Source organism: Rhodococcus sp. NS-SX18, from assembly GCF_057367935.1.
In genome coordinates this window covers 1,225,799-1,245,816 of sequence record NZ_CM170633.1, presented here as the reverse complement: position 1 = coordinate 1,245,816, position 20,018 = coordinate 1,225,799, and the positions used below count along the sequence as shown (strand labels likewise).

Genomic DNA, 20,018 nt, shown 5'->3' with positions numbered 1-20,018 from the left:
CTATATTCACGCTAGGTGAATGAGCATTCATTTTGCTCGTGTACTTTTCGGAATCCGACGCACCCCGCCCCGAAGGCCCGGTGGTGCCCCCAGCAAGGAGTCGACATGGATCTGGCGTTGACGGAGGAGCAGCAGAGTTTCCGGCAACTCGCACGCGAGTTCCTCGACAAGGAGGTGATCCCGCACCGGGCCGCATGGGACCGCGCCGAATCGGTCGACATCTCGATCGTGCCCAAGCTCGCCGAGATCGGATTCTTCGGGCTGACCATCCCCGAGGAGTACGGCGGCCTCGGCGGCGACTACATCACCTACTGCCTCGGCATGGAGGAACTCGGCCGTGCCGACTCCGCCGTGCGCGGCATCGTGTCCGTCTCGATGGGCTTGGTGGGCAAGGTGATTCTGTCCCACGGCACCGAGGAGCAGAAGCACGAGTGGCTGCCGCGCATCGCTTCGGGCGAGGCGCTCGCGTGCTTCGGCCTCACCGAACCCGACAACGGCTCCGACCCCGGACATCTGAAGACCCGCGCGGTGCGCGACGGCGACCACTACATCGTCAACGGGTCGAAGATCTTCATCACCAACGGAACGTGGGCGAACCTGTGCCTGGTCTTCGCCCGCACCGGCGGCCCCGGCCCGAAGGGCGTGTCCGCCTTCCTGGTCCCCACCGACACCCCGGGCTTCGAGGCCCGGGAGATCCACGGCAAGCTCGGCCTGCGCGGCCAGGCCACCGCGGAGCTGTACTTCACCGACATGAAGGTGCCCGCGAGCGCGCTGCTCGGCGAGGAGGGCCAGGGCTTCTCGATCGCCATGCACTCGCTGGACAAGGGCCGGGTCTCGGTCGGCGCCGGCTGCGTCGGCATCATCCAGGGCTGCCTCGAGGCCGCCGTCGACTACGCAACGAACCGCAAGCAGTTCGACCGGCCCATCGCCTCGTACCAGCTAATCCAGGACATGATCGCGGACATGTCCGTCGACGCCGACGCCGGCCGCCTACTGACCTGGCGGGCAGCCGATCTCATCGAGCGCGGAGAACCGTTCGGCACCGCCGCATCCAAGGCGAAGTACTTCTGCAGCGAGGCCGCGGTGCGAGCCGCCAACAATGCGATCCAGCTCTTCGGCGGTTACGGCTACGTCGACGAGTACCCCGTCGCCAAATACATGCGCGACGCCCGCGTGATGACCCTGTACGAGGGCACCAGCCAGATCCAGAAGCTGCTGATCGGCCGCGCCGAGACCAGCATCAGCGCGTTCCTCTAGGCCGTCCACGACGGCGGGGCGACATCGACAGCAAAGCCGGGGCTCGTCGCCGCATCGGCGGGCAGTAGATCACGCACAACGCTCGGCCGGGGTCTCCCGGTCGAGCGTTGTGCGTGACCGGCCCTGGACGTCCGAGGCAGGGGCACCAGACAGGGGCAGGGGCACGGGCCCCGGCACCGCCTGACGCGCACCCTTGACAGAGTGACATGCACCACACTATCGTTCCGGTCGAACACAATGAATGAGCATTCATCCACTGAGAATTTCCGCTCATTCGTCACTGTCGCTCCGGCGGGCCGACCCGCCCCGGCGAAAACTCGCCCCAGAACACACGGAGTTCTCATGCCCCCTGTCTCGGCCGACTGGACCAGTGCGCAGCATCGGCGCTCGGTGACCTGGATCGTCGCCCTCGCGACGGCAGCGCTCGTATTCGACGGATACGACCTGGTCGTGTACGGAACCATCCTCCCGATCCTCATGAAGGATCCGACCCAGCTCGGTGCCGTCTCTGCCGAACAGGCCGGGATGCTCGGCTCGTACGCCCTGATCGGGGTCCTGATCGGCGCCTTGCTCGCCGGCGCCTTCGGCGACCGCGTCGGCCGCCGAAAGCTGACGCTGATCAGCATCACGTGGTTCTCCGTGGGCATGGCCGCCGCGGCGATGACCCACTCCGTCACGATGTTCGGCGCCATGCGACTGCTCACCGGGATCGGCGTGGGTGGACTCATCGCCACCGCCGGTGCAGTGGTCGCCGAGTTCGCGCCGCCCAGCAAGAAGAACATGTACAACGCGATCGTCTACTGCGGCGTCCCCCTCGGCGGTGTCATGGCGTCGCTGCTCGCCCTGCTGCTGCGGGACGCCATCGGCTGGCGCGGCCTGTTCTGGATCGGAGCGCTGCCCCTCGTGATCCTGCTGCCGCTCGTGCTGCTGAGGCTTCCCGAGTCGCCCCGCTGGCTCGTCGCCCGTGGCCGGATCGACGAGGCCCACGCGATCACCGCACGCACCGGCATCCCGTCTCCGACCGCCGAAGAACTCACCGTCGAGCGGGCGGGCGCCCAGAAGGTCGGATTCGCCGCGCTGGCGACCCGCCGGTACGCGCTCGGCACCGCACTGCTCGGCCTGATGAGCTTCGGCGGCATCATGCTCACCTACGGGCTCAACACCTGGTTGCCGAAGATCATGGAGAACGCCGGGTTCGACGCGAAGAACTCGCTGGCGTTCCTACTGGTGCTCAACGGCGGCGCGATCGCCGGCGTTGTGCTCGCCTCGCGGACGGCGGACCGCACCGGCCCGCAACGGGTCATCGTCGCCACGTTCCTGCTCGCGGTGCTGTCGCTCGTCGTGCTCACTCTCGACCTGCCGCTGGCGGTGCTGCTCGGCGCGGTCGCGGCTGCCGGCATCGGTGGGATCGGCACCCAGATCCTCATCTACGGCTTCGTCGCCAACTACTACTCGACCACGGCACGCGCCGCCGGCGTGGCGTGGTGCGCCGGATTCGGCCGTCTCGGTGGGATCTTCGGGCCGCTCGTCGGTGGGCTGATCCTCGGCGCCGGACTGAGCAGCAATATCGCCTTCTACATCTTCGCGGGCATTGCGCTGCTCGGCGCGGGCCTCACCGTGCTGGTGCCCACCCGTCACGAAACCCTCGCGACGAGCCCGAGCGACACGCACCGGGCGGCCATGGTGACCGTCGACTGACCGCACCCGGCACGAGGGCGGGTCCGTGGATACGGACCCGCCCTCGTTCGTGCGTGGACGTCCAATTCTTGCTCGCTCAGCCCCAGTCGTAGAAGCCGCGGCCGGACTTGCGGCCGAGTTCGCCGCGAGCCACCTTGTCGCGCAGCAACTGCGGCGGGGCGAACCGCTCGCCGAGGGCGCCGTGCAGATACTCCGCGACGGCCAGCCGGACGTCCAGCCCCACGAGATCCGTCGAGCGCAGCGGGCCCATCGGATGCTTGTATCCCAATTCCATTGCCCGGTCGATCGACTCGGCGTCGGCCACGCCCTCCTCGAGCATCCGGATCGCTTCCAGTCCGAGCAGCACGCCGAGGCGGCTGGTGGCGAAGCCCGGCGAATCGCACACCACCACAGGCGTCTTGCCGAGCAGCTCCACCCAGCCCGCGACGTCGCGCACCAGCGCATCGGAGGTCGTGTCGGCGCGCACGATCTCCACCAGCTCCGACGCGGGCACCGGATTGAAGAAGTGCATGCCCAGGAACCGGGACCGGTTTCTCAAGGCGGCGCCCAGCTCCGTCGGCGACAGCGAGCTGGTGTTGGTGGCGATCACCGCGTCGTCGGGCACGACGCGCTCGGCGTCGGCGAGCACGCGCCTCTTCAGGCCGGGATCCTCGGGCACCGCCTCGACGAGCAGCCGGGTGTCGCCGGGCAGCTCGGCTATCGACGCGACGAACGCGACCCGGTCGGCCACCACGTCGAGCGGATCGACGAGCTTGCCGCGCTCGGCCGCTCGGGAGAGGCTGTCCGTCAGCCGCTTTCGTGCGGCGCCCAGGTCGCCGGTCTCGGACACGGTCACGGTCGCCCCGAGTGCGGCGAAGGCATGGGCGATGCCGACGCCCATGCGGCCTCCGCCGATCACGGCAACACGGTCGGGAAGTCCTGTCATCTGCTGGTCCTCTTCTCCAGGAATCGGGTCATTCGCTTTCTACGGCATGCGGAGCCGTCGACGACGATCATCCGCATATCCGCCTTCCGAAACCGGGGGTGTGTGACCCTTGACACCCTCCCTCGGTGAATGTACGTTCATAAACAGTGAAGCAAAATTCATCTCTCATGAACAGAACGTCAATTCCTGACCCGACCTGCGCTGACGAGGAGACATCATGACCGTGTTCGAGGACATCACCTACGAGATCGACGGCCCCGCGGCGATCATCACGATCGACCGTCCGCACCGCTACAACGCGTTCCGCGGCAAGACCGTCGAGGAACTCATCAAGGCGTTCCGCGCCGCGTGGGCCGACAGCCGGGTCTCGGCGATCATCCTCACCGGCACCGGCGAGAAGGCGTTCTGCACCGGTGGCGACGTCAAGCAGCGCGCCGAGACCGGCGACTACGGCCCCACCGAGAGCGGGATGTTCGAGATCGGATACCTGCACAAGCTGATTCGCGACATCCCGAAGCCGGTCATCGCCGCGGTCAACGGTGTCGCCGTCGGCGGCGGGCACGTGCTGCACGTGCTGTGCGACCTCACGATCGCCTCGGAGAACGCCAAGTTCGGCCAGGCCGGCCCGAAGGTCGGATCGTTCGACGCCGGTTTCGGCTCGGCCTTCCTCGCCCGCGTGGTCGGCGAGAAGCGCGCCCGCGAGATCTGGTACCTGTGCCGCCAGTACGACGCCGCCACCGCCGAGCGCTGGGGCCTGGTCAACTGGGTCGTGCCGCAGGACAAGCTGCTCGACGAGGCCAAGGCGATCGCCGCCGAGATCGCCGAGAAGAGCCCCACCGCCATCAAGTTCCTCAAGCAGTCGTTCAACGCGGACACCGACCACCAGGCCGGCCTGAGCAACCTCGCGATGTCTGCGCTCGACCTGTTCGGCAAGTCCGACGAGGGCCTCGAGGGCGCCCAGGCCTTCGCCGAGAAGCGGCCCGCCGACTTCGCCAAGTTCGTCAAGGCCTGATCCCGATCCCCCACTTCGGATTTCCGAGAGGACCCCTCATGAGCAACATCGCACTGGTCACCGGCGCCGGATCCGGCATCGGCAAGGCCATCGCGCTGGCTTTCGCCGCACAGGGCGACCGCGTGGTCGCCGCCGACCTCGACCTCGCCGCCGCCGAGGCCACCGCCAAGGAGTACCCCGAGCTGATCACCGCCCTGCCGGTGGACATCGCCGATCGCGCCCAGGTCGACGAGCTGCGCGAGCGCACCCATGCCGAGGTCGGCGTGCCGAACGTGCTCGTCAACGCCGCCGGCTGGGATCGCACGGATCAGTTCCTCAACGCCACAACCGAATTCGCGCAGAAGGTCGTGGCGATCAACTACCTCGGCCCGGTACACGTGTGCAGCGCCTTCCTGCCCGGCATCATCGAAGCCGGCAAGGGCGGCCGCGTGATCAACCTCGCCTCCGACGCCGGCCGTGTCGGCAGCTCCGGCGAGTCGATCTACGCCGGAGCGAAGGGCGGCGTCATCGCGCTCACCAAGTCCCTCGCCCGCGAGATGGCGCGGCACGGCATCAACGTCAACTGCGTGTGCCCCGGCCCCACCGACACCCCGCTGTTCCAGGCGCAGGACGAGAAGCTCAAGGCCGCACTGATCAAGGCCATCCCGTTCCGCCGGCTCGCCCGGCCCGACGAAGTCGCCGCCCCCGTGCTGTTCTTCGCGTCGGAGGCCGCGTCGTTCGTCACCGGTCAGGTGATCAGCGTCAGCGGCGGCCTCACGATGGCCGGCTGACGCGGGCCACCGAGGAAGGACGGACACCATGAGCGCGTCGTACAACGCCCGGGCCTACCGGGAGTACTTCGAGAACGACTTCACGTACCTCAACGGATTCCGGCGCAACACCAAGCGTTACGCGAACCAGATCGCTCTGAGCGACCCCGGCACCGGGCGGCAGTGGACCTACGCGCAGCTCGGGGAGCGCGTCGACCGGATCGCGACGGGCCTGGCGGACGCAGGGGTGCGGACCGGGGACGTCGTCGCCTACCAGCTGTTCAACGGCGTCGAATTCGCCGAGCTCTACCTCGCGACGCAGGCCGTGGGGGCGGTCGGCTCGCCGGTGAACTTCCGGCTGGCGGCCGGCGAGACGGCGTTCGTCCTCGACAAGTGCACCCCTGCGGTGTTCGTCTACGACACCGAACTCACCGACATGGTGCAGGAGGCGTTGCGGCTCGCAGCGCACACCCCGAGGGTGATCGTGGCCGTCGGCGACGGCGCCACGGTCGAAGCCGCCGGCGTCACGGTGATGCGGTACCGGCACCTGGCCGCCGACCGCATTGCACTACCGCCGCTGCATCGCACGGTGTGGGACGAGACCACCCGTCTCTACACCTCCGGCACTACGGGCATGCCGAAAGGCGTGCCGCTCAACAGCATGATCGAGATCTTCAGCGCGCACGACGTGATCATGCACTTCCCGCTCGGCCCCGACGACAAGACGCTCAACATGACCCCGTGGTTCCACCGCGGCGGCCTGCACGCGGGCGGGCCCAACCCGACGTTCTACGTCGGCGGTGAAGTGGTGCCGCTGCGGTCGTTCGACGCCGACCGGGTCCTCGACCTCGTCGCCGAGTACGGACTGACCTTCCTCATCGGCGCACCGACCAATCTCGCCATGCTCGCCGCCGCCCAGGAGGCACGCCCCCGCGACCTGTCCAGCCTGCGCGGCATCGTCACGATGGGCGCGCCGCTCGAGAAGGAGGCGGCGCTGCACTACCAGAAGGTGCTCAACCCCCGGATCTTCAACGGCTACGGCACCACCGAAGCGTTCTGGAACACCTTCCTGCGGCCGGCCGACCTGCCCGACCGCGCCGGCAGCGCCGGCCGCGCCTGCACCGACGACGACGTACGCGTCGTGCACGTCTACCCGGATCGGCTCGCCGAGCCCGACGACGTCGTCGCGCGTGACGGCAACGACGTCGGTGAGGTCATCGTCCGCTCCCCCAAGTGTGCCAACGCCTACTTCGACACCCCTGACCAGGAGAAGGCCAAGTTCCATCAGGGCTGGCTGCACATCGGCGACCTCGCCACCTGGGACGCCGACGAGTTCGTCACCATCGTCGGGCGCAAGGACGACATGCTCATCTCCGGCGGCGAGAACGTCCACCCGGTGCAGGTGGAAGAGGCACTCAACGCCCATGCGCAGGTACAGGATTCGCTCGTCGTCGGAGTTCCGGACGAGAAGTGGGGACGCATCGTCGTCGCCTACGTCGTCGCGGCGGATCCCGCGCTGACGGTCGAACACCTCGACGCCCACTGCCGCTCCCACCCGATGCTCTCGTCGTTCAAGCGGCCGCGCGCCTACCGGTTCGTCGAGACGCTGCCCGTCTCCCCCACCGGCAAGAAGCTGCATTACAAGGCCACCGAAGCCGCCGCGGCCGAGTTCGCCGGCGGCCTCTTCTCCACTCCCTCCGACTCGAGGATGACCCGATGAGCACCGCCACCACCCTCCCCGAGTTCGACGCCCGCGACCCGCTCACCATCGACTCGCTCTACTCCGACGACGAGCTCGCCGTCCGCGACACCGTCCGCAGGTTCTGCACCGAGCACGTCGCTCCGCACATCGCGGAGTGGTTCGAGGCCGGGGACCTGCCCGGGATCCGGGAACTCACCCGCGAATTCGGCAAGCTCGGTGTACTCGGCATGCACCTCGAGGGCTACGGGTGCGGCGGTTCGTCCGCCGTGCACTACGGCCTCGCCTGCCTGGAACTCGAGGCCGCCGATTCCGGCATCCGCTCGCTGGTCTCGGTGCAGGGCTCGCTCGCGATGTTCTCGATCTGGAACAACGGTTCCGAGGAGCAGAAGCAGCGCTGGCTGCCGGGGATGGCGGCGGGCGAGATCATCGGCTGCTTCGGCCTGACCGAACCGGACGTGGGCTCCGACCCTGCCGCAATGAAGACCCGCGCCCGCCGGGACGGGTCCGACTGGGTCCTCGACGGTCGCAAGATGTGGATCACCAACGGCTCCATCGCCGACGTCGCCGTGGTCTGGGCGAACACCGACGAGGGCGTGCGTGGCTTCGTCGTGCCGACCGACACACCCGGTTTCAGCGCGAACACGATCAAGCACAAGTTGTCGCTGCGCGCCTCGGTCACCGGCGAACTCGTACTGGACAACGTGCGCCTACCTGCCGACGCGCTGCTGCCCGAGGGCAAGGGCGTCAAGGCGCCGCTGCAGAGCCTGTCCGAGGCGCGGTACGGCATCATCTGGGGTGCGATGGGCGCGGCGCGCTCGGCGTGGGAGGCCGCGCGCGACTACTCGATGCAGCGCACCCAGTTCGGCCGCCCCATCGGCGGATTCCAGCTCACCCAGGCCAAGCTCGCCGACATGGCCGTCGAACTGCACAAAGGCCAGTTGCTGTCGCTGCACCTCGGCCGGCTGAAGGACAGCGTCGGGCTGCGGCCCGAGCAGGTGAGCTTCGGCAAGCTCAACAACACCCGCGAGGCCATCGAGATCTGCCGCACTGCGCGAACCATCCTCGGCGGCAACGGCATCTCCCTCGAGTACCCCGTCATCCGGCACATGGTCAACCTCGAGTCCGTGCTCACCTACGAGGGCACCCCCGAGATGCACCAGCTGGTGCTCGGTCAGGCCTTCACCGGCGAAAACGCCTTCCGCTGACAGGAATCCCACCATGAACGCACGATTGATCCACGAGTCCGAGCACCTGCAGTTCCGCGAGGTCGTCCGGAACTTCGTCCGAGACAAGATCACCCCGGTGCACGAGGACTGGGAACGGGCGAGCTGTCTCGACCGGTCCCTGTTCACCGAGGCCGGCAAGCTGGGCCTGCTCGGTTTCCCGGTCCCGGAGGAGTACGGCGGCCCCGGCGTCGACGACTTCCGCTACAACGCCATCCTGATCGAGGAGGTCAACCGGGCGGGCAACGCCGCCGCCGGGATCGCGTTCTCGCTGCAGAACGACGTCGTGCTGCCGTACCTGACCGACATGACCACCGACGAGCAGAAGGCCCGCTGGCTGCCCGGCGTGGTCAGCGGCGAGACCGTCCTCGGCATCGCAATGACCGAACCCGGCACCGGCAGCGACCTGACCGGCATCCGCACCTCCGCGGTGCGCGACGGCGACCACTACGTGGTCGACGGCGCCAAGACGTTCATCTCCAACGGGCAGAACGGCGACCTGTTCGTCGTCGCGACCCGCACCTCCGACGACCCGCACAAGGGCCTGACCCTGCTCGTCGTCGAGGCCGGCACCGCCGGTTTCTCCCGTGGGCGCAATCTGGAGAAGATCGGCCTGCACGCACAGGACACCAGCGAGCTGGCCTTCACGGACATGCGGGTCCCGGTCGCGAACCGGCTCGGCGAGGAGGGACAGGGCTTCTACCAGCTCGTGCACAACCTGCCGCAGGAACGGTTGTCGCTCGCGATCGGCGCGGTCGCCGCGGCGGAGGGCGTGTTCGCCGAGACCCTCACCTACGTCAGGGAGCGCAAGGCGTTCGGCAAGCCGGTCTCGAGCTTCCAGAACACCCAGTTCGTGCTGGCCGAACTGGCCACGGAGCTGGATCTGGCCCGCACCTTCCTCGACGACTGCATCGCCGAGCACGTTGCCGGCGAGCTCACCGCCGCCCGCGCGGCGCGACTGAAGTGGTGGGCCACCGAACTGCAGGTCCGGGTCGCGGACCGGTGCCTGCAGTTGCACGGCGGCTACGGGTACATGCGCGAATACGCGGTGGCACGCGCGTTCGTCGATGCCCGCATCCAGACCATCTACGGCGGCACCACCGAAATCATGAAGACGATCGTCGCCAAGGATCTCGGGATCTGAGCGGCCGTCCCGAGCGACGAGGAGGACGTCCATGTCGGCCGATCCCAGCGAGCTGCCGATCGACGAGGCCGTGCGCGCGGTCCGTGCGAACTCCCGGCGCAGGCAGATCCTGACCGCTGCCGCGAAGGTGATGCAGCGCACAGGGTTCCATCAGATGTCCATGCAGGCGCTGGCCGACGAGGCGAACGTCAGCGTGGGACTGCTCTACAAGTACTTCGGCAACAAGGAGGAGATCCTCCTCGCCACCATCACCGCCATCCTGGACGCGTTCCGGGATCAGCTCGAACCCGCGATGGCGGCGGCCGGCCCGGACCCCGTGGAGCGCCTGGCCGCGGGGATCCGTCGATTCGTCGAGATCGTCGACGAGAACCTCGACGCCGTGGCCCTGACCTACCGCGAGAGCCGCACGCTCGACCCGGCCGGGAGGGAGAAGCTCAAGCGGCTCGAGATCGCCACCTCCGCACCGCTGCGTGCGGTGCTGACCGAGGGCATCGACGCCGGCATCATGAACCCCGTCGACGTCGACCTGATGGTCTTCGACCTGGTGTTGCTCGCCCACGGCTGGGCGCTCAAGCACTGGCATTTCGGCCGGGTCTACAGCCTCGACGACTACATCCGGCTGCAGACCCGGTTCGTGCTCAACACCGTTCTGCCACAGACACACCGAACCCGCTACCGACACCTGCTGGAGTAACCGTGAGCGTCGCCACCACACGTGAAGAAAGCGTCGGGATCATCACCCTCGACCGTCCCCCCGCCAACGCCCTCGACGAGGCGCAGGCGGACGCCCTGGCCGAGGCCGTCACGACGCTGGGCGAGGACCCCGCGGTACGGGCCGTCCTCATCCGCAGTGCCCGGCGGATCTTCTGCGCAGGCGCGGACATCGCGATGATGGAGTCCTGGAGCACGAAGCCCGATCGGGGAGCACGCCTGCGCCGCTTCACCGCACGGCTCCAGGACGTGTTCGCCCGCATCGAGGCGCTGCCGAAGCCCTCGGTGGCCGCCCTCGCCGGTGCCGCCACGGGAGGCGGCCTCGAGCTGGCCCTCGCGTGCGACTTCCGCGTCGCGGGCGCCTCGGTGAAGCTCGGGCTTCCCGAGGTGGGAATCGGGCTCCTGCCCGGGGCGGGGGGCACGCAACGGCTCACCCGGCTGGCCGGTCCGTCGGTGGCGCACCGGCTCGTTCTCGGCGCCGAACTGGTCACCGGCCGTACGGCCGAGCAGCTCGGAATCGTGCAGTGGGCTACCGACGTCGACGTCGAGACCGAGGCACGAGCCTTGGCCGATCGACTCGCGCAGCTGCCGCCCGCCGCCTACGCGGCCGCCAAGCGCTGCATCGTCGCAGCTCGAGGCGATGACGGGTTCGCCCGCGAACTCGACGAGATCAGCCGGCTGATCGAGACGCCGGACACCGCCGGATTGCTGGCAGGATTCGTCGCGCGCGCCCGGTAGCCCGACGTGCGGACCGTCGCGGGATCTCCGTCGCCCGGGGCTGCGCCGGACGACCCGCCCGGATCACTCGGTACTGTGGATCCGACCCAGCGGCGACGAGGAGCACCACCATGACCACCGACCACGACGCGCTACCCGTGGACGAGGCCGTGCGAGCCGTCCGCACCAGCTCCCGGCGCAAGCAGGTGCTCGACGCAGCCGTGACGGTCATGCAACGGACCGGGTTCCACCAGATGTCCATGCAGGCGCTGGCCGACGAGGCCGGGGTCAGCGTCGGGCTGATCTACAAGTACTTCGGTGGCAAGGAGGACGTCCTCCTCGCCACCATCCTCGCGATCCTCGACGCCTTCCGCGACCAGCTCGAACCGGCCATGGACGCCGTCGGCGACGACCCGATCGACCGGCTCGTCGCCGGGATGCGCCGCTACATCGAGATCGTGGACGAGAACCTCGACGCCACGGTGCTCACCTACCGCGAGAGCCGCACCCTCGACGCGGCCGGGCGGGCCCGGATCAAGGAGCTCGAGGTCGAGTCGTCGGCGCCGCTGCGCGCCGCGCTCGACGCGGGGATCGAGGCGGGCGTGATGAGTCCGGTCGACGTCGACCTGATGGTCTTCGACATCATGTTGCTGGCACACGGCTGGGCGCTCAAGCACTGGCATTTCGGTGCGATCTACTCGCTCGACGATTACATCCGGCTCCAGACCCGCTTCGTGCTGAACACTCTTCTCCCGGCCGAGCGCCGCGACGACTACGCGCACCTGCTCGGGTAGCGCGCGGGCACCGGTCGCTCCCGAGCGTGAGCGACCGGGCGCGGGCCGGTCGGCGCGGCCTATTCGGCGCGCAGTGCCGTCCGGGCCGCGTCCTGCACCTTGTCGACGATCCCCTTCACCGAATCCATGAAGCCCACGTCGCATCCCTTTCGTCCGAAAGAGCGAGCGGGCCCAGCCTGCCACACAGCAGGCTGCGACCGGACGTGGGCCGTGCCGCCGACTCGCTATCGGACGTCGGGCCCGGGTTCCGGGCCGGGCCCGCGACGTTCGGTTCCCAGGGTCTTCTTCACCGCGTCCTGCGCCTTGCCGACGTGCCGGGAGTACTTTCGCGGTCCCTTGGTCCGGGCGAGATCCCCGGCCTTGTCGATGGCGCGATTCACCGTGTCCGGGTTCTTCCGGGCATAGTCCTTGCCCTTGCCGACCAGACCCTTGACCGAATCCATGAATCGCATCGCAGGCTCACCCCTTCTCCGTGTGCATTCGTGGGTCCTCACCAGCGTGCCACCGGCAGAGCCGACCGTGCCACCAGCTCGGCGGGAGATCCCCGGCCGGGGTCGCCCGCCGAGCACGTGCGCAACTACGGCGTGCGTGGACCCGGTTGCGCCTGCGGTCCGGGGTCCGCCTCCGGACCGGGCTGCCCTCCGGGCGCCGGGGTCGTTCCGGGGACGGGATTGTCTGCGGTGCCGAGGTGCTTCTTCGCGGCATCCTGCACCTTGTCCACGTGCTGGGCGTACTTGCCGCCCGTCCGGGCGTCGGCGGCGTCGCCCGCCTTGTCGACGAACTGGCCGGCCTTGTCCGGGTTCTGCTCCGCGTAGGCCTTGCCCTTGTCGACCAGGCCCTTGATGGAATCCTTCAAACCCATCTGCCTGCTCCTTCCGCTCGGGGATCGATGCCTCAGCGTGCCACCGCAGGCCCGTTCCCAAACATGCCGCGGTCGGCGTAGTGACCTCGTCCCCGGTCAGTGCTCGCCGGGCAGCAGGTCCTCACTGGCGGCGAACAGCCGACGGTGCTCACCGTGGATCCGCCCGGTCACCCACCACGAGACCTCCACGAGGACCACGCCGATCGCCCCGCAGGTGAACGCCGTGACCATGGCACCGACGTTCGACACGTCGAGGGCGAAGAACTCGCGGGCGAACGGGAAGGCGAACAGGACGACGTAGCCGAGCACCGAACCGGCCAGCAGCACCAGTTTCCACCACACGTACGGCCGGGCCACCACGGCGAGCACCCACAACGCGATCATGATCAGGGTGATCAACGCCGCGGTGCCGGCCTGCATCTTCTGCGCCTCGGTCTGGTCGGGCCCGGCGTACACCAGCAGGTAGCAGACGAAGGTGCTGACGCCGATGATCACCCCCGACGGGATCGCCAGGCGCATCACGCGCGAGACGAATCCGGAACGGGCCCGTTCGTTGTTGGGCGCGAGCGAGAGGATGAACGCGGGGACTCCGATGGTGAACCAGGCCGCGATCGTCACGTGCCGCGGCAGGAACGGATACGGCAGCGGCTCGTAGTCGAACACCTGGGACAGCGCACCCGACAGCCCGACCAGGAAGGCCAGCAGCACGGAGTACACGGTCTTGGTGAGGAACAGGTTCGACACCCGCTCGATGTTGCCGATCACCCGGCGTCCCTCGGCCACGACGTAGGGCAGGGTCGCAAACTTGTTGTCCAGCAACACGATCTGCGCGACCGCGCGGGTGGCCGGGCTGCCGGACCCCATCGCGACCCCGATGTCGGCGTCCTTGAGCGCCAGCACGTCGTTGACGCCGTCGCCGGTCATGGCGACGGTGTGCCCGCGCGACTGCAGCGCGCCGACCATCGCGCGCTTCTGGTCCGGGCGCACACGTCCGAACGTGGTGGCCGAGTCGAGGGTGTCGGCGAGCCGGTCGCGGTCCTCCGGGAGGGCGCGCGCATCGACGGGATGCTCGGCGTGCGGCAGGCCGAGCGACGTCGCGACGGCGCCGACCGAGACGGCATTGTCGCCGGAGATGACCTTGACGTCGACGTGCTGGTTCGCGAAGTACTCGAGGGTGGGCTTGGCGTCGGGCCGTACCCGCTGTTCGAGCACCACGAGGGCCTGCGCGGTGACGGTGCCGGGGGCCTGCGGGTCGTCGACGGCGCGCTCGCATCGCCCGAGGAGCAACACCCGCAATCCCTGCGCGCCGAGCTCCTCGGCCTGCCGGGCCGTCGCCGAGGCCGGGTCGAGGAGCACGTCGGGGGCGCCAAGCACCCAGTTGCCGTGAGTGCCGTAGGACTGACCGCTCCACTTCTTCGCCGACGAGAACGGGGCGGCGGCGGTGGCATCGCCCCAGCCGGGGTCGTCGGGCAGGGCCTCGCGTACGGCGAGGACGCTGGCGTTGGGACGAGGATCGTCGGCCGCCATCGCCGCGAGGGCGGCACGGACGGCCGTCTCGTCGCTGCCGTCGACGCACACCAGGTCTGCCAGGCGCATGCCGTTCTCGGTGAGCGTGCCGGTCTTGTCGGCGCACACCACGTCGACGCGGGCGAGCCCCTCGATGGCCGGCAGTTCCTGCACGAGGCACTGCCGGTGACCGAGACGGATCACGCCCACGGCGAACGCGATCGACGTCATCAGCACCAGCCCCTCGGGAACCATCGGCACGAGGGCCGCGACCATGCCGCTGAGCGCGGGACCGAGGGGCTGGCCGCTCGAGAACAGCTGGTTGTAGATGATGAGCAGGCCGGCCGGAATCATCAGGTAAGTGATGAATTTCAGGATCTTGTCGATTCCCGAGCGCAGTTCCGAGTGCACGAGCGTGAACTTGCTGGCTTCCTCGGCGAGCCTGGCCGCATACGCATCGCGGCCGACCTTCGTGGCGCGGTAGGCGCCGCTGCCCGCCGCGACGAAGCTGCCCGAGAGGACTCGCGCACCGAGTTCCTTGTGCACGGGGTCGGCCTCGCCGGTGAGCAGAGATTCGTCGAGTTCGAGCCCCTCGGTCTCGACGACGACCCCGTCGACCACCGCCTGGTCGCCGGGTCCGAGTTCGATGATGTCGTCGAGCACGACGTCGTGCGGCGGCAGCTCGGCCACGACGCCGTCGCGGCGGACGAGGGGCTTGGCCTGGCTGACGATCGCGAGCCGGTCGAGGGTCCACTTGGCGCGGATCTCCTGCACGATGCCGATGGCGCTGTTGAGGATGATCAGCAGGCCGAACATGCCGTCGATGATCGACCCGGTGGCCAGGACGATGGCCAGCAGGACGCCGAGGATCGCGTTGATGCGGGTGAAGACGTTGGCGCGGACGATCTCTCCGACGGACCGCGACGCCCGGTCCGGCACGTCGTTGGTGGCGCCCCGGGCCACCCGTTCGGCGACCTGCTCGGTGGTCAGACCCAGCTCGACGTGCCGCGCGTCGGTGGGGGGCACAGCTGCCTGGTCGGCGACCGCGGTGGGCTCCTCTGCTGCCATGGGAAACAGGCTAAGCCACCCGTTGCGATCCGCCCCCACACCGTGACGCGGCTCGCGACCCGGCTCAGCGGTCCGGGCGGACGAACTCGGGCTGGTCGAGCACCCGCAGCCAGCTGCCGTCGGGCTGGCGGCGGGCCACCTGGGCCCGGGCGCCGGCGCCGTCCTTCGGCGGTGTGGCGGTCAGCGCGAGGTCACCGCTGATCAGGGTCGGCAGCGGCGGCTCGGGCTCGAATCGGGGCGCGTGCTCGAGCACCTGTTCCCACAGGCGGCGGATGGCCTCGCGTCCCACCGTGTGGCTGCCCGGTGGGTAGGCCATCACGGCGTCCTCCTCGTACAGGGCGGCCACCCCCGCGGCGTCGCCGGCGTTGGACCGCTCGACGAACAGGCGGGTGAGATCCTCTGGCTGCCAAGCCTTCTCATCGTTCGACATGACGATCCTCTCTGCGAACGGACGTGGACACCTCCAGGGTCCGCCGCGCGCCTCGAGAAGTCCAACAGATCATATCGATGGAATCTAGAATCCTGGGTTATGGAACTGCGGCAATTCGAGTACTTCGTCGCGGTGGCCGAGGAGGCGAACTTCACCCGTGCCGCTCACCGCGTCCACATCAGCCAGTCCGGGATCAGCGCCCAGATCCGCCGGCTCGAGCGCGACCTCGGCGCCGTCCTGTTCGACCGTTCCACCCGTGCCGCCACCCTGACCACGGCCGGAAAGGCGGCACTGCCGCACGCCCGGGCGGCGTTGGCGTCCGCCGCGGCCGCCCGGCAGGCAGTCGAGGAGGTGACGGCCCTGCTCCGGGGACGGCTGGTGGTCGGCATGGTCACCGCCTGCACCGTCACCGGACTGTTCGACGCACTGGCCGCGTTCCACCACGCGCACCCCGGCGTCGAGATCACCCTCGTCGAGGATGCCTCCGACCGGCTCGTCGAGCGGGTACGTGCCGCCACGGTGGACCTCGCCCTCGTCGGCACCGCCGCCGCCCCGCCCCCGGGTCTCGAGGCGCTCACCCTCGTCAGCGAACCGATCGTCGCCGCCGTGCCGCCCGGTCACCCGCTCACCGAACGCGCCCGTCTCACCCTCGCGGACGTGTGCGCCCACCCCGTCGTGTCCATGCCCCCGGGCACCGGCATCCGGACCGTGTTCGACCGGGCGTGCGCCGCCGCCGGCCTGCGCCCCGACATCGCCCTGCAGGCCAGTTCGCCGGACACCGTCGCCGACCTCGCCGTCCGCGGACTGGGCGTGGCGATCCTCAGCCGCTCGATGGTCGAGTATTTCGAGGGGCGGTTGTGTGGCCTCACTGTGGACGACGCCACCGCGCCCGCGGTGCTGTCGCTGGTCTGGTCGGATACCGGCGCTCCGGCGCTGCGCGAATTCGTCCGGCACAGCCGTCGCGCGTTCGCGCGCGCAGGGACCTTGGACACTTCCCCGGCGCCGGGGCGCGGCCGAGAATGAGGGGCGCGGCCGGCCGGCCGGAGTCGAATCCACGACGGACAGGGGGCGGAAGTGAATCTCGAGGAACTGATGGCCAAGGCGCGCGACACGGTGACCGTCAAGCGCGTGTACTCGGAACCGGTCGAGAAGGACGGCCTGACCGTCATCACCGCGGCCGTGGTCTCCGGCGGGGCCGGCGGCGGTGGGGGCTACTCACCCGACGGGGAGAACGGTGAGGGCGGCGGCTTCGGGGTGGGTGCTCGCCCGGTGGGCGCGTACGTCATCAGCGGCGGCAAGCTGTCGTGGCAGCCGGCCGTGGACGTCAACCGGCTGGTGCGCACCGTCGCGAGTGTGGCGATCGCCTTCTTCGTCACCCGGGCACTCGTCGAACGCAAGCGGGCCGCCGCGACGAGCTGACGCCGCTCACAGCGTCGCGAGGACGAACGAGAGCACGAATCCCGCGGCGGTGCTCAGCGCCACCGTGGGACCGCCCTTCTCGTAGGCCTCCGGCATCAGGGTGTCGGCCAGCGAGGCCAGCACCGCGCCCGCCGCGAACGCCAAGGGCAGGGAGATCGTCTCGGGCGGGGTCACCGCCAGTGGCCCGGCTCCGACGACGACGGCGACGGTCAGCAGCGCGGCGCACGCCACCCACATTCCGAGGATGTATTTCCGGGACCGGCCCTGGGCGCGCATGGAGGCGCTGCCGACGAGCGACTCCGGGAAGTTGGACACGAAGATCGCGACCAGCAGAGCGAGACCGCCGGTGCCCTCCCCCAGGGACACACCCAGCGCCACGTTCTCGGGCACCCCGTCGAGGGTGACCGCCGCCAGCAGCGCCAGCCCGGCGGCCCCGCTGACCGAGGACGACGACGGCGCGGTTTCCTCGGCGGCCGCATCGACGTCGAGTTTTTCACTGCCGTGGTCCTTTTCGCGGCGACCCTCGGCCACCCGGTCCAGCCACGCGCTGAGCGCGGTGAACACGACGGCGCCGACGACGAGGCCGATCGCCGCACGCCAGATGCCACCCTTCTCGTACGAATCCTCGAACAACTCGAACGACAAGGCGGTGATGAGCGCGCCGGCGGCGAACGCCAGCATCGCCGCGAGAACGCGTTTGGGGATTTCCACCCATCCGCCCACCAACGCGCCGAGCACCAGCGCGCTCGACGCGATGACCCCGAAAAGCAACGATTCGACGATGACCCGGCCCTCCCTCCGACGCTCCCCGACGGACGACCGGATACCCGCGGCGACGGGCCAGAAACCCTACCGGCGCACCGAAGTCAACCGAACCGAAGTCAGCCGAGTGGAACCCACCACGGATCCTGCGAGCCCGGCCGCAGCGCGTCGACCCGCTGGCCCGGCATCGGCACGGCCGTGGGCACCCCCTCCGCCCGCGCGGCCGGCAGGAGCCGCGCGATCGGCTCCGACCACGCGTGGAACGCCAGATTGAAGGTGCCCCAGTGCACGGGGACGAGCAGGCTGGGATAGTCGCAGCCGCCGAGGTCGGTGTGCGTGCGCACGGCCTCCTCCGGGTTCATGTGCACGTCGGGCCAGCGCGGGTCGTACGCGCCCACCGGCAGCAACGTCAGATCGAACGGCCCGTAGCGGTCTCCCAGGTCGGCGAACCGGGGCGTGTAGCCGCTGTCGCCGCCGAAGAACACCCGCCGCGTCGGCCCGGCGATCACCCACGACGACCACAACGTGATGTTGCGGATCAGGCCGCGGCCGGAGAAGTGCCGCGCCTCGGTGCAGGTGACGGTGAGCGCACCCACCTCGGTGTGCTGGTCCCAGTCCAGCTCGACGATCCGGTCGGCGGGGATCCGCCACCGGCGCAGGTGCGCCCCCACGCCGAGCGGGACCAGGAACCGGGCCTCGGGCTGCGTGGCCGCGAGGGCCTCGACGGTCCCGCGATCCAGATGGTCGTAGTGGTCGTGGGAGATCACGACGGCGTCGATCGGCGGCAGTTCCGCCAGCTCCACCGGCGACGGGTGCAACCGGGCCGGGCCCACGGCCGGCGACGGCGAGACCCGCTCGCTCCACACCGGGTCGGCGAGGATCCGGTGGCCGTCGATCTCGAGAAGGGCACTCGAGTGGCCGTACCAGGTCACCGCGAGCTCCGCGGCCTGCACCGGGGCGAGCTGCGGCGCGAGCGGCACCGCGTCGCGCGGCACCCCGGAGGACCGCCGGGTGAGCATGTCCTTGACGAGGCTGCCGCCGGCCTCGGGCAGCACGGTGCTACTCGGCTCCGAGTTGTGGAAGCGCCCGTTCCGATACCGGGGGGACCCGGCGGCGTACGGGCGGATGTCCGCCGGGGTCGCGCCGATCGTGCCCGGGACGCCGCGGGCGGCCCGCGCCACCCACAGCAAGCCGGCGCCGGCAAGGGCGGACGAGGCGGTCTGCTTGACGCTCACCCCACCACTGTAGGGGCGCAGGGACGCGGGCGCGCTCGGCTGGCGCGGTCGCGCCTCAGCGACCGCGGAAGACCGGCGCCCGGCGTTCCGTGCGGGCCCGGCGCGCCTCCTGGGCGTCCTCGCTGAGCCACGCCTCGGCGAGCGCGGCCGTCTGCTCGGGCGACGGCTCGTCGCGCGTGCCGTCGTCGTTGAGGAACAGCTTCATCGCGTGCAGCGACAACGGGGCGAGTTCGGCGATCTCGCGTGCCCAGGACTGCGCGGCGACGAGATCGCCGATCCGGTTGGCCAAGCCGCGGTCGACCGCTTCGTGTGCGTCGACCGGTTCGGCGGCGAGCAGCACGGCCCGCGCGGGGCCGCCGCCGAGCAGGGCGACGAGTCGCCGCACCGTCCAACGGTCCACCGAGATACCGAGACGCGCCGCCGGAATCGCAAATCGAGCCCCCGGTGCGACGACCCGCAGGTCCGCCGCGAGGGCGAGCTGGGTGCCCGCTCCGATCGCGGGGCCGTTGATCGCGGCGATCACCGGGACGGGCGCCTCCTGGATTGCACGGAGCATCTCCCCCAGGCTGTCGAGGAATCCTTCCGCGTAGACGTCGCCCGACAGGTCGGCGCCGGCACAGAAGCTCGAGCCGCGCCCGGTGATCACGACCGCACGCGCACCCCCGTCGAGAGCCTCCTCGAGTCCCTCCCGGACCTGGACGCACAGCTCGGTGTTGAGCGCGTTGCGGCGCTCCTCGCGCCGCAGTTCGAGCGTGACCACGTCGCCGTCACGGCTGATCCCCATCATGTGTGCTTCACCTTTCG

20 protein-coding genes are annotated in these 20,018 nt (G+C 69.7%); 12 read left to right on the top strand and 8 right to left on the bottom strand.

Annotation, left to right across the window (positions count from 1 at the left end; genetic code table 11):
- The first annotated feature begins 105 nt into the window (after positions 1-105).
- Together AC2IPW_RS05815 and AC2IPW_RS05810 are read left to right on the top strand one after the other, a co-directional pair.
- On the top strand, positions 106-1,257 hold the full coding sequence (locus tag AC2IPW_RS05815; protein ID WP_486376484.1) for an acyl-CoA dehydrogenase family protein: 1,152 nt from the start codon (positions 106-108) through the stop codon (positions 1,255-1,257).
- 342 nt (positions 1,258-1,599) lie between these two features.
- Positions 1,600-2,955 carry an MFS transporter gene (locus tag AC2IPW_RS05810; protein WP_003936350.1) on the top strand — a complete coding sequence of 452 codons (1,356 nt, stop codon included), beginning with the start codon at positions 1,600-1,602 and terminating at the stop codon, positions 2,953-2,955.
- A gap of 76 nt (positions 2,956-3,031) precedes the next feature.
- Here the strand turns inward: AC2IPW_RS05810 and AC2IPW_RS05805 are convergent, their stop codons facing one another.
- Positions 3,032-3,880 carry a 3-hydroxyacyl-CoA dehydrogenase family protein gene (locus AC2IPW_RS05805; protein ID WP_486376483.1) on the bottom strand — a complete coding sequence of 283 codons (849 nt, stop codon included), beginning with the start codon at positions 3,878-3,880 and terminating at the stop codon, positions 3,032-3,034.
- A gap of 217 nt (positions 3,881-4,097) precedes the next feature.
- On the opposite strand from AC2IPW_RS05805, the gene AC2IPW_RS05800 reads away from it, so the two are divergent.
- From AC2IPW_RS05800 to AC2IPW_RS05765, 8 genes are all read left to right on the top strand, one after another.
- Positions 4,098-4,892, top strand: coding sequence for an enoyl-CoA hydratase-related protein (locus AC2IPW_RS05800; RefSeq protein WP_003936352.1), 795 nt, complete (start codon positions 4,098-4,100; stop codon positions 4,890-4,892).
- A 38-nt stretch (positions 4,893-4,930) separates the two neighbouring features.
- The gene (locus AC2IPW_RS05795; protein ID WP_054372895.1) at positions 4,931-5,662 is read left to right on the top strand and encodes an SDR family NAD(P)-dependent oxidoreductase; all 732 of its coding nucleotides are present in this window, start codon (positions 4,931-4,933) and stop codon (positions 5,660-5,662) included.
- A gap of 28 nt (positions 5,663-5,690) precedes the next feature.
- Positions 5,691-7,361, top strand: a complete 1,671-nt coding sequence (locus AC2IPW_RS05790) for a class I adenylate-forming enzyme family protein (RefSeq protein ID WP_486376482.1) — start codon at positions 5,691-5,693, stop codon at positions 7,359-7,361.
- Positions 7,358-8,548: an acyl-CoA dehydrogenase family protein gene (locus AC2IPW_RS05785; protein WP_003936355.1), complete on the top strand. Its 1,191-nt coding sequence runs from the start codon at positions 7,358-7,360 to the stop codon at positions 8,546-8,548. Before AC2IPW_RS05790 ends, AC2IPW_RS05785 begins: the two co-directional genes overlap by 4 nt.
- 13 nt (positions 8,549-8,561) lie before the next feature.
- Positions 8,562-9,710, top strand: a complete 1,149-nt coding sequence (locus AC2IPW_RS05780; protein WP_003936356.1) for an acyl-CoA dehydrogenase family protein — start codon at positions 8,562-8,564, stop codon at positions 9,708-9,710.
- A gap of 31 nt (positions 9,711-9,741) precedes the next feature.
- Entirely contained in the window at positions 9,742-10,404 is a 663-nt protein-coding gene (locus AC2IPW_RS05775; RefSeq protein ID WP_416062891.1) for a TetR/AcrR family transcriptional regulator, read from the top strand.
- A gap of 2 nt (positions 10,405-10,406) precedes the next feature.
- A complete protein-coding gene (locus AC2IPW_RS05770; RefSeq protein WP_486376481.1) occupies positions 10,407-11,159 on the top strand; it encodes an enoyl-CoA hydratase/isomerase family protein in 753 nt (250 codons plus the stop codon).
- 110 nt (positions 11,160-11,269) lie between these two features.
- Positions 11,270-11,932 carry a TetR/AcrR family transcriptional regulator gene (locus tag AC2IPW_RS05765; RefSeq protein ID WP_416062889.1) on the top strand — a complete coding sequence of 221 codons (663 nt, stop codon included), beginning with the start codon at positions 11,270-11,272 and terminating at the stop codon, positions 11,930-11,932.
- A 224-nt stretch (positions 11,933-12,156) separates the two neighbouring features.
- Here the strand turns inward: AC2IPW_RS05765 and AC2IPW_RS05760 are convergent, their stop codons facing one another.
- From AC2IPW_RS05760 to AC2IPW_RS05745, 4 genes are all read right to left on the bottom strand, one after another.
- A complete protein-coding gene (locus tag AC2IPW_RS05760) occupies positions 12,157-12,384 on the bottom strand; it encodes an antitoxin (protein ID WP_054372900.1) in 228 nt (75 codons plus the stop codon).
- 125 nt (positions 12,385-12,509) lie between these two features.
- Positions 12,510-12,794 carry an antitoxin gene (locus AC2IPW_RS05755; RefSeq protein ID WP_054372901.1) on the bottom strand — a complete coding sequence of 95 codons (285 nt, stop codon included), beginning with the start codon at positions 12,792-12,794 and terminating at the stop codon, positions 12,510-12,512.
- 96 nt (positions 12,795-12,890) lie between these two features.
- Positions 12,891-15,368, bottom strand: coding sequence for an HAD-IC family P-type ATPase (locus AC2IPW_RS05750; protein WP_486376480.1), 2,478 nt, complete (start codon positions 15,366-15,368; stop codon positions 12,891-12,893).
- A gap of 64 nt (positions 15,369-15,432) precedes the next feature.
- Positions 15,433-15,798 (bottom strand): YybH family protein, encoded by a 366-nt coding sequence (locus AC2IPW_RS05745; protein WP_486376479.1) that lies wholly within the window; start codon positions 15,796-15,798, stop codon positions 15,433-15,435.
- 99 nt (positions 15,799-15,897) lie between these two features.
- Here AC2IPW_RS05745 and AC2IPW_RS05740 point away from each other — a divergent pair, with 99 nt between their 5' ends.
- Both AC2IPW_RS05740 and AC2IPW_RS05735 read left to right on the top strand, forming a co-directional pair.
- Entirely contained in the window at positions 15,898-16,821 is a 924-nt protein-coding gene (locus AC2IPW_RS05740; RefSeq protein ID WP_486376478.1) for a LysR family transcriptional regulator, read from the top strand.
- Between the two features lie 51 nt (positions 16,822-16,872).
- Positions 16,873-17,217, top strand: a complete 345-nt coding sequence (locus AC2IPW_RS05735; RefSeq protein ID WP_003936366.1) for a hypothetical protein — start codon at positions 16,873-16,875, stop codon at positions 17,215-17,217.
- 6 nt (positions 17,218-17,223) lie between these two features.
- Here AC2IPW_RS05735 and AC2IPW_RS05730 read toward each other — a convergent pair whose 3' ends face one another.
- The 3 genes from AC2IPW_RS05730 to AC2IPW_RS05720 form a co-directional block, all read right to left on the bottom strand.
- The gene (locus AC2IPW_RS05730; RefSeq protein WP_416062885.1) at positions 17,224-17,988 is read right to left on the bottom strand and encodes a ZIP family metal transporter; all 765 of its coding nucleotides are present in this window, start codon (positions 17,986-17,988) and stop codon (positions 17,224-17,226) included.
- 110 nt (positions 17,989-18,098) lie between these two features.
- Positions 18,099-19,214, bottom strand: coding sequence for an MBL fold metallo-hydrolase (locus AC2IPW_RS05725; RefSeq protein ID WP_289377701.1), 1,116 nt, complete (start codon positions 19,212-19,214; stop codon positions 18,099-18,101).
- A gap of 55 nt (positions 19,215-19,269) precedes the next feature.
- Positions 19,270-20,001: an enoyl-CoA hydratase gene (locus AC2IPW_RS05720; protein WP_003936369.1), complete on the bottom strand. Its 732-nt coding sequence runs from the start codon at positions 19,999-20,001 to the stop codon at positions 19,270-19,272.
- Positions 20,002-20,018 lie beyond the last annotated feature (17 nt).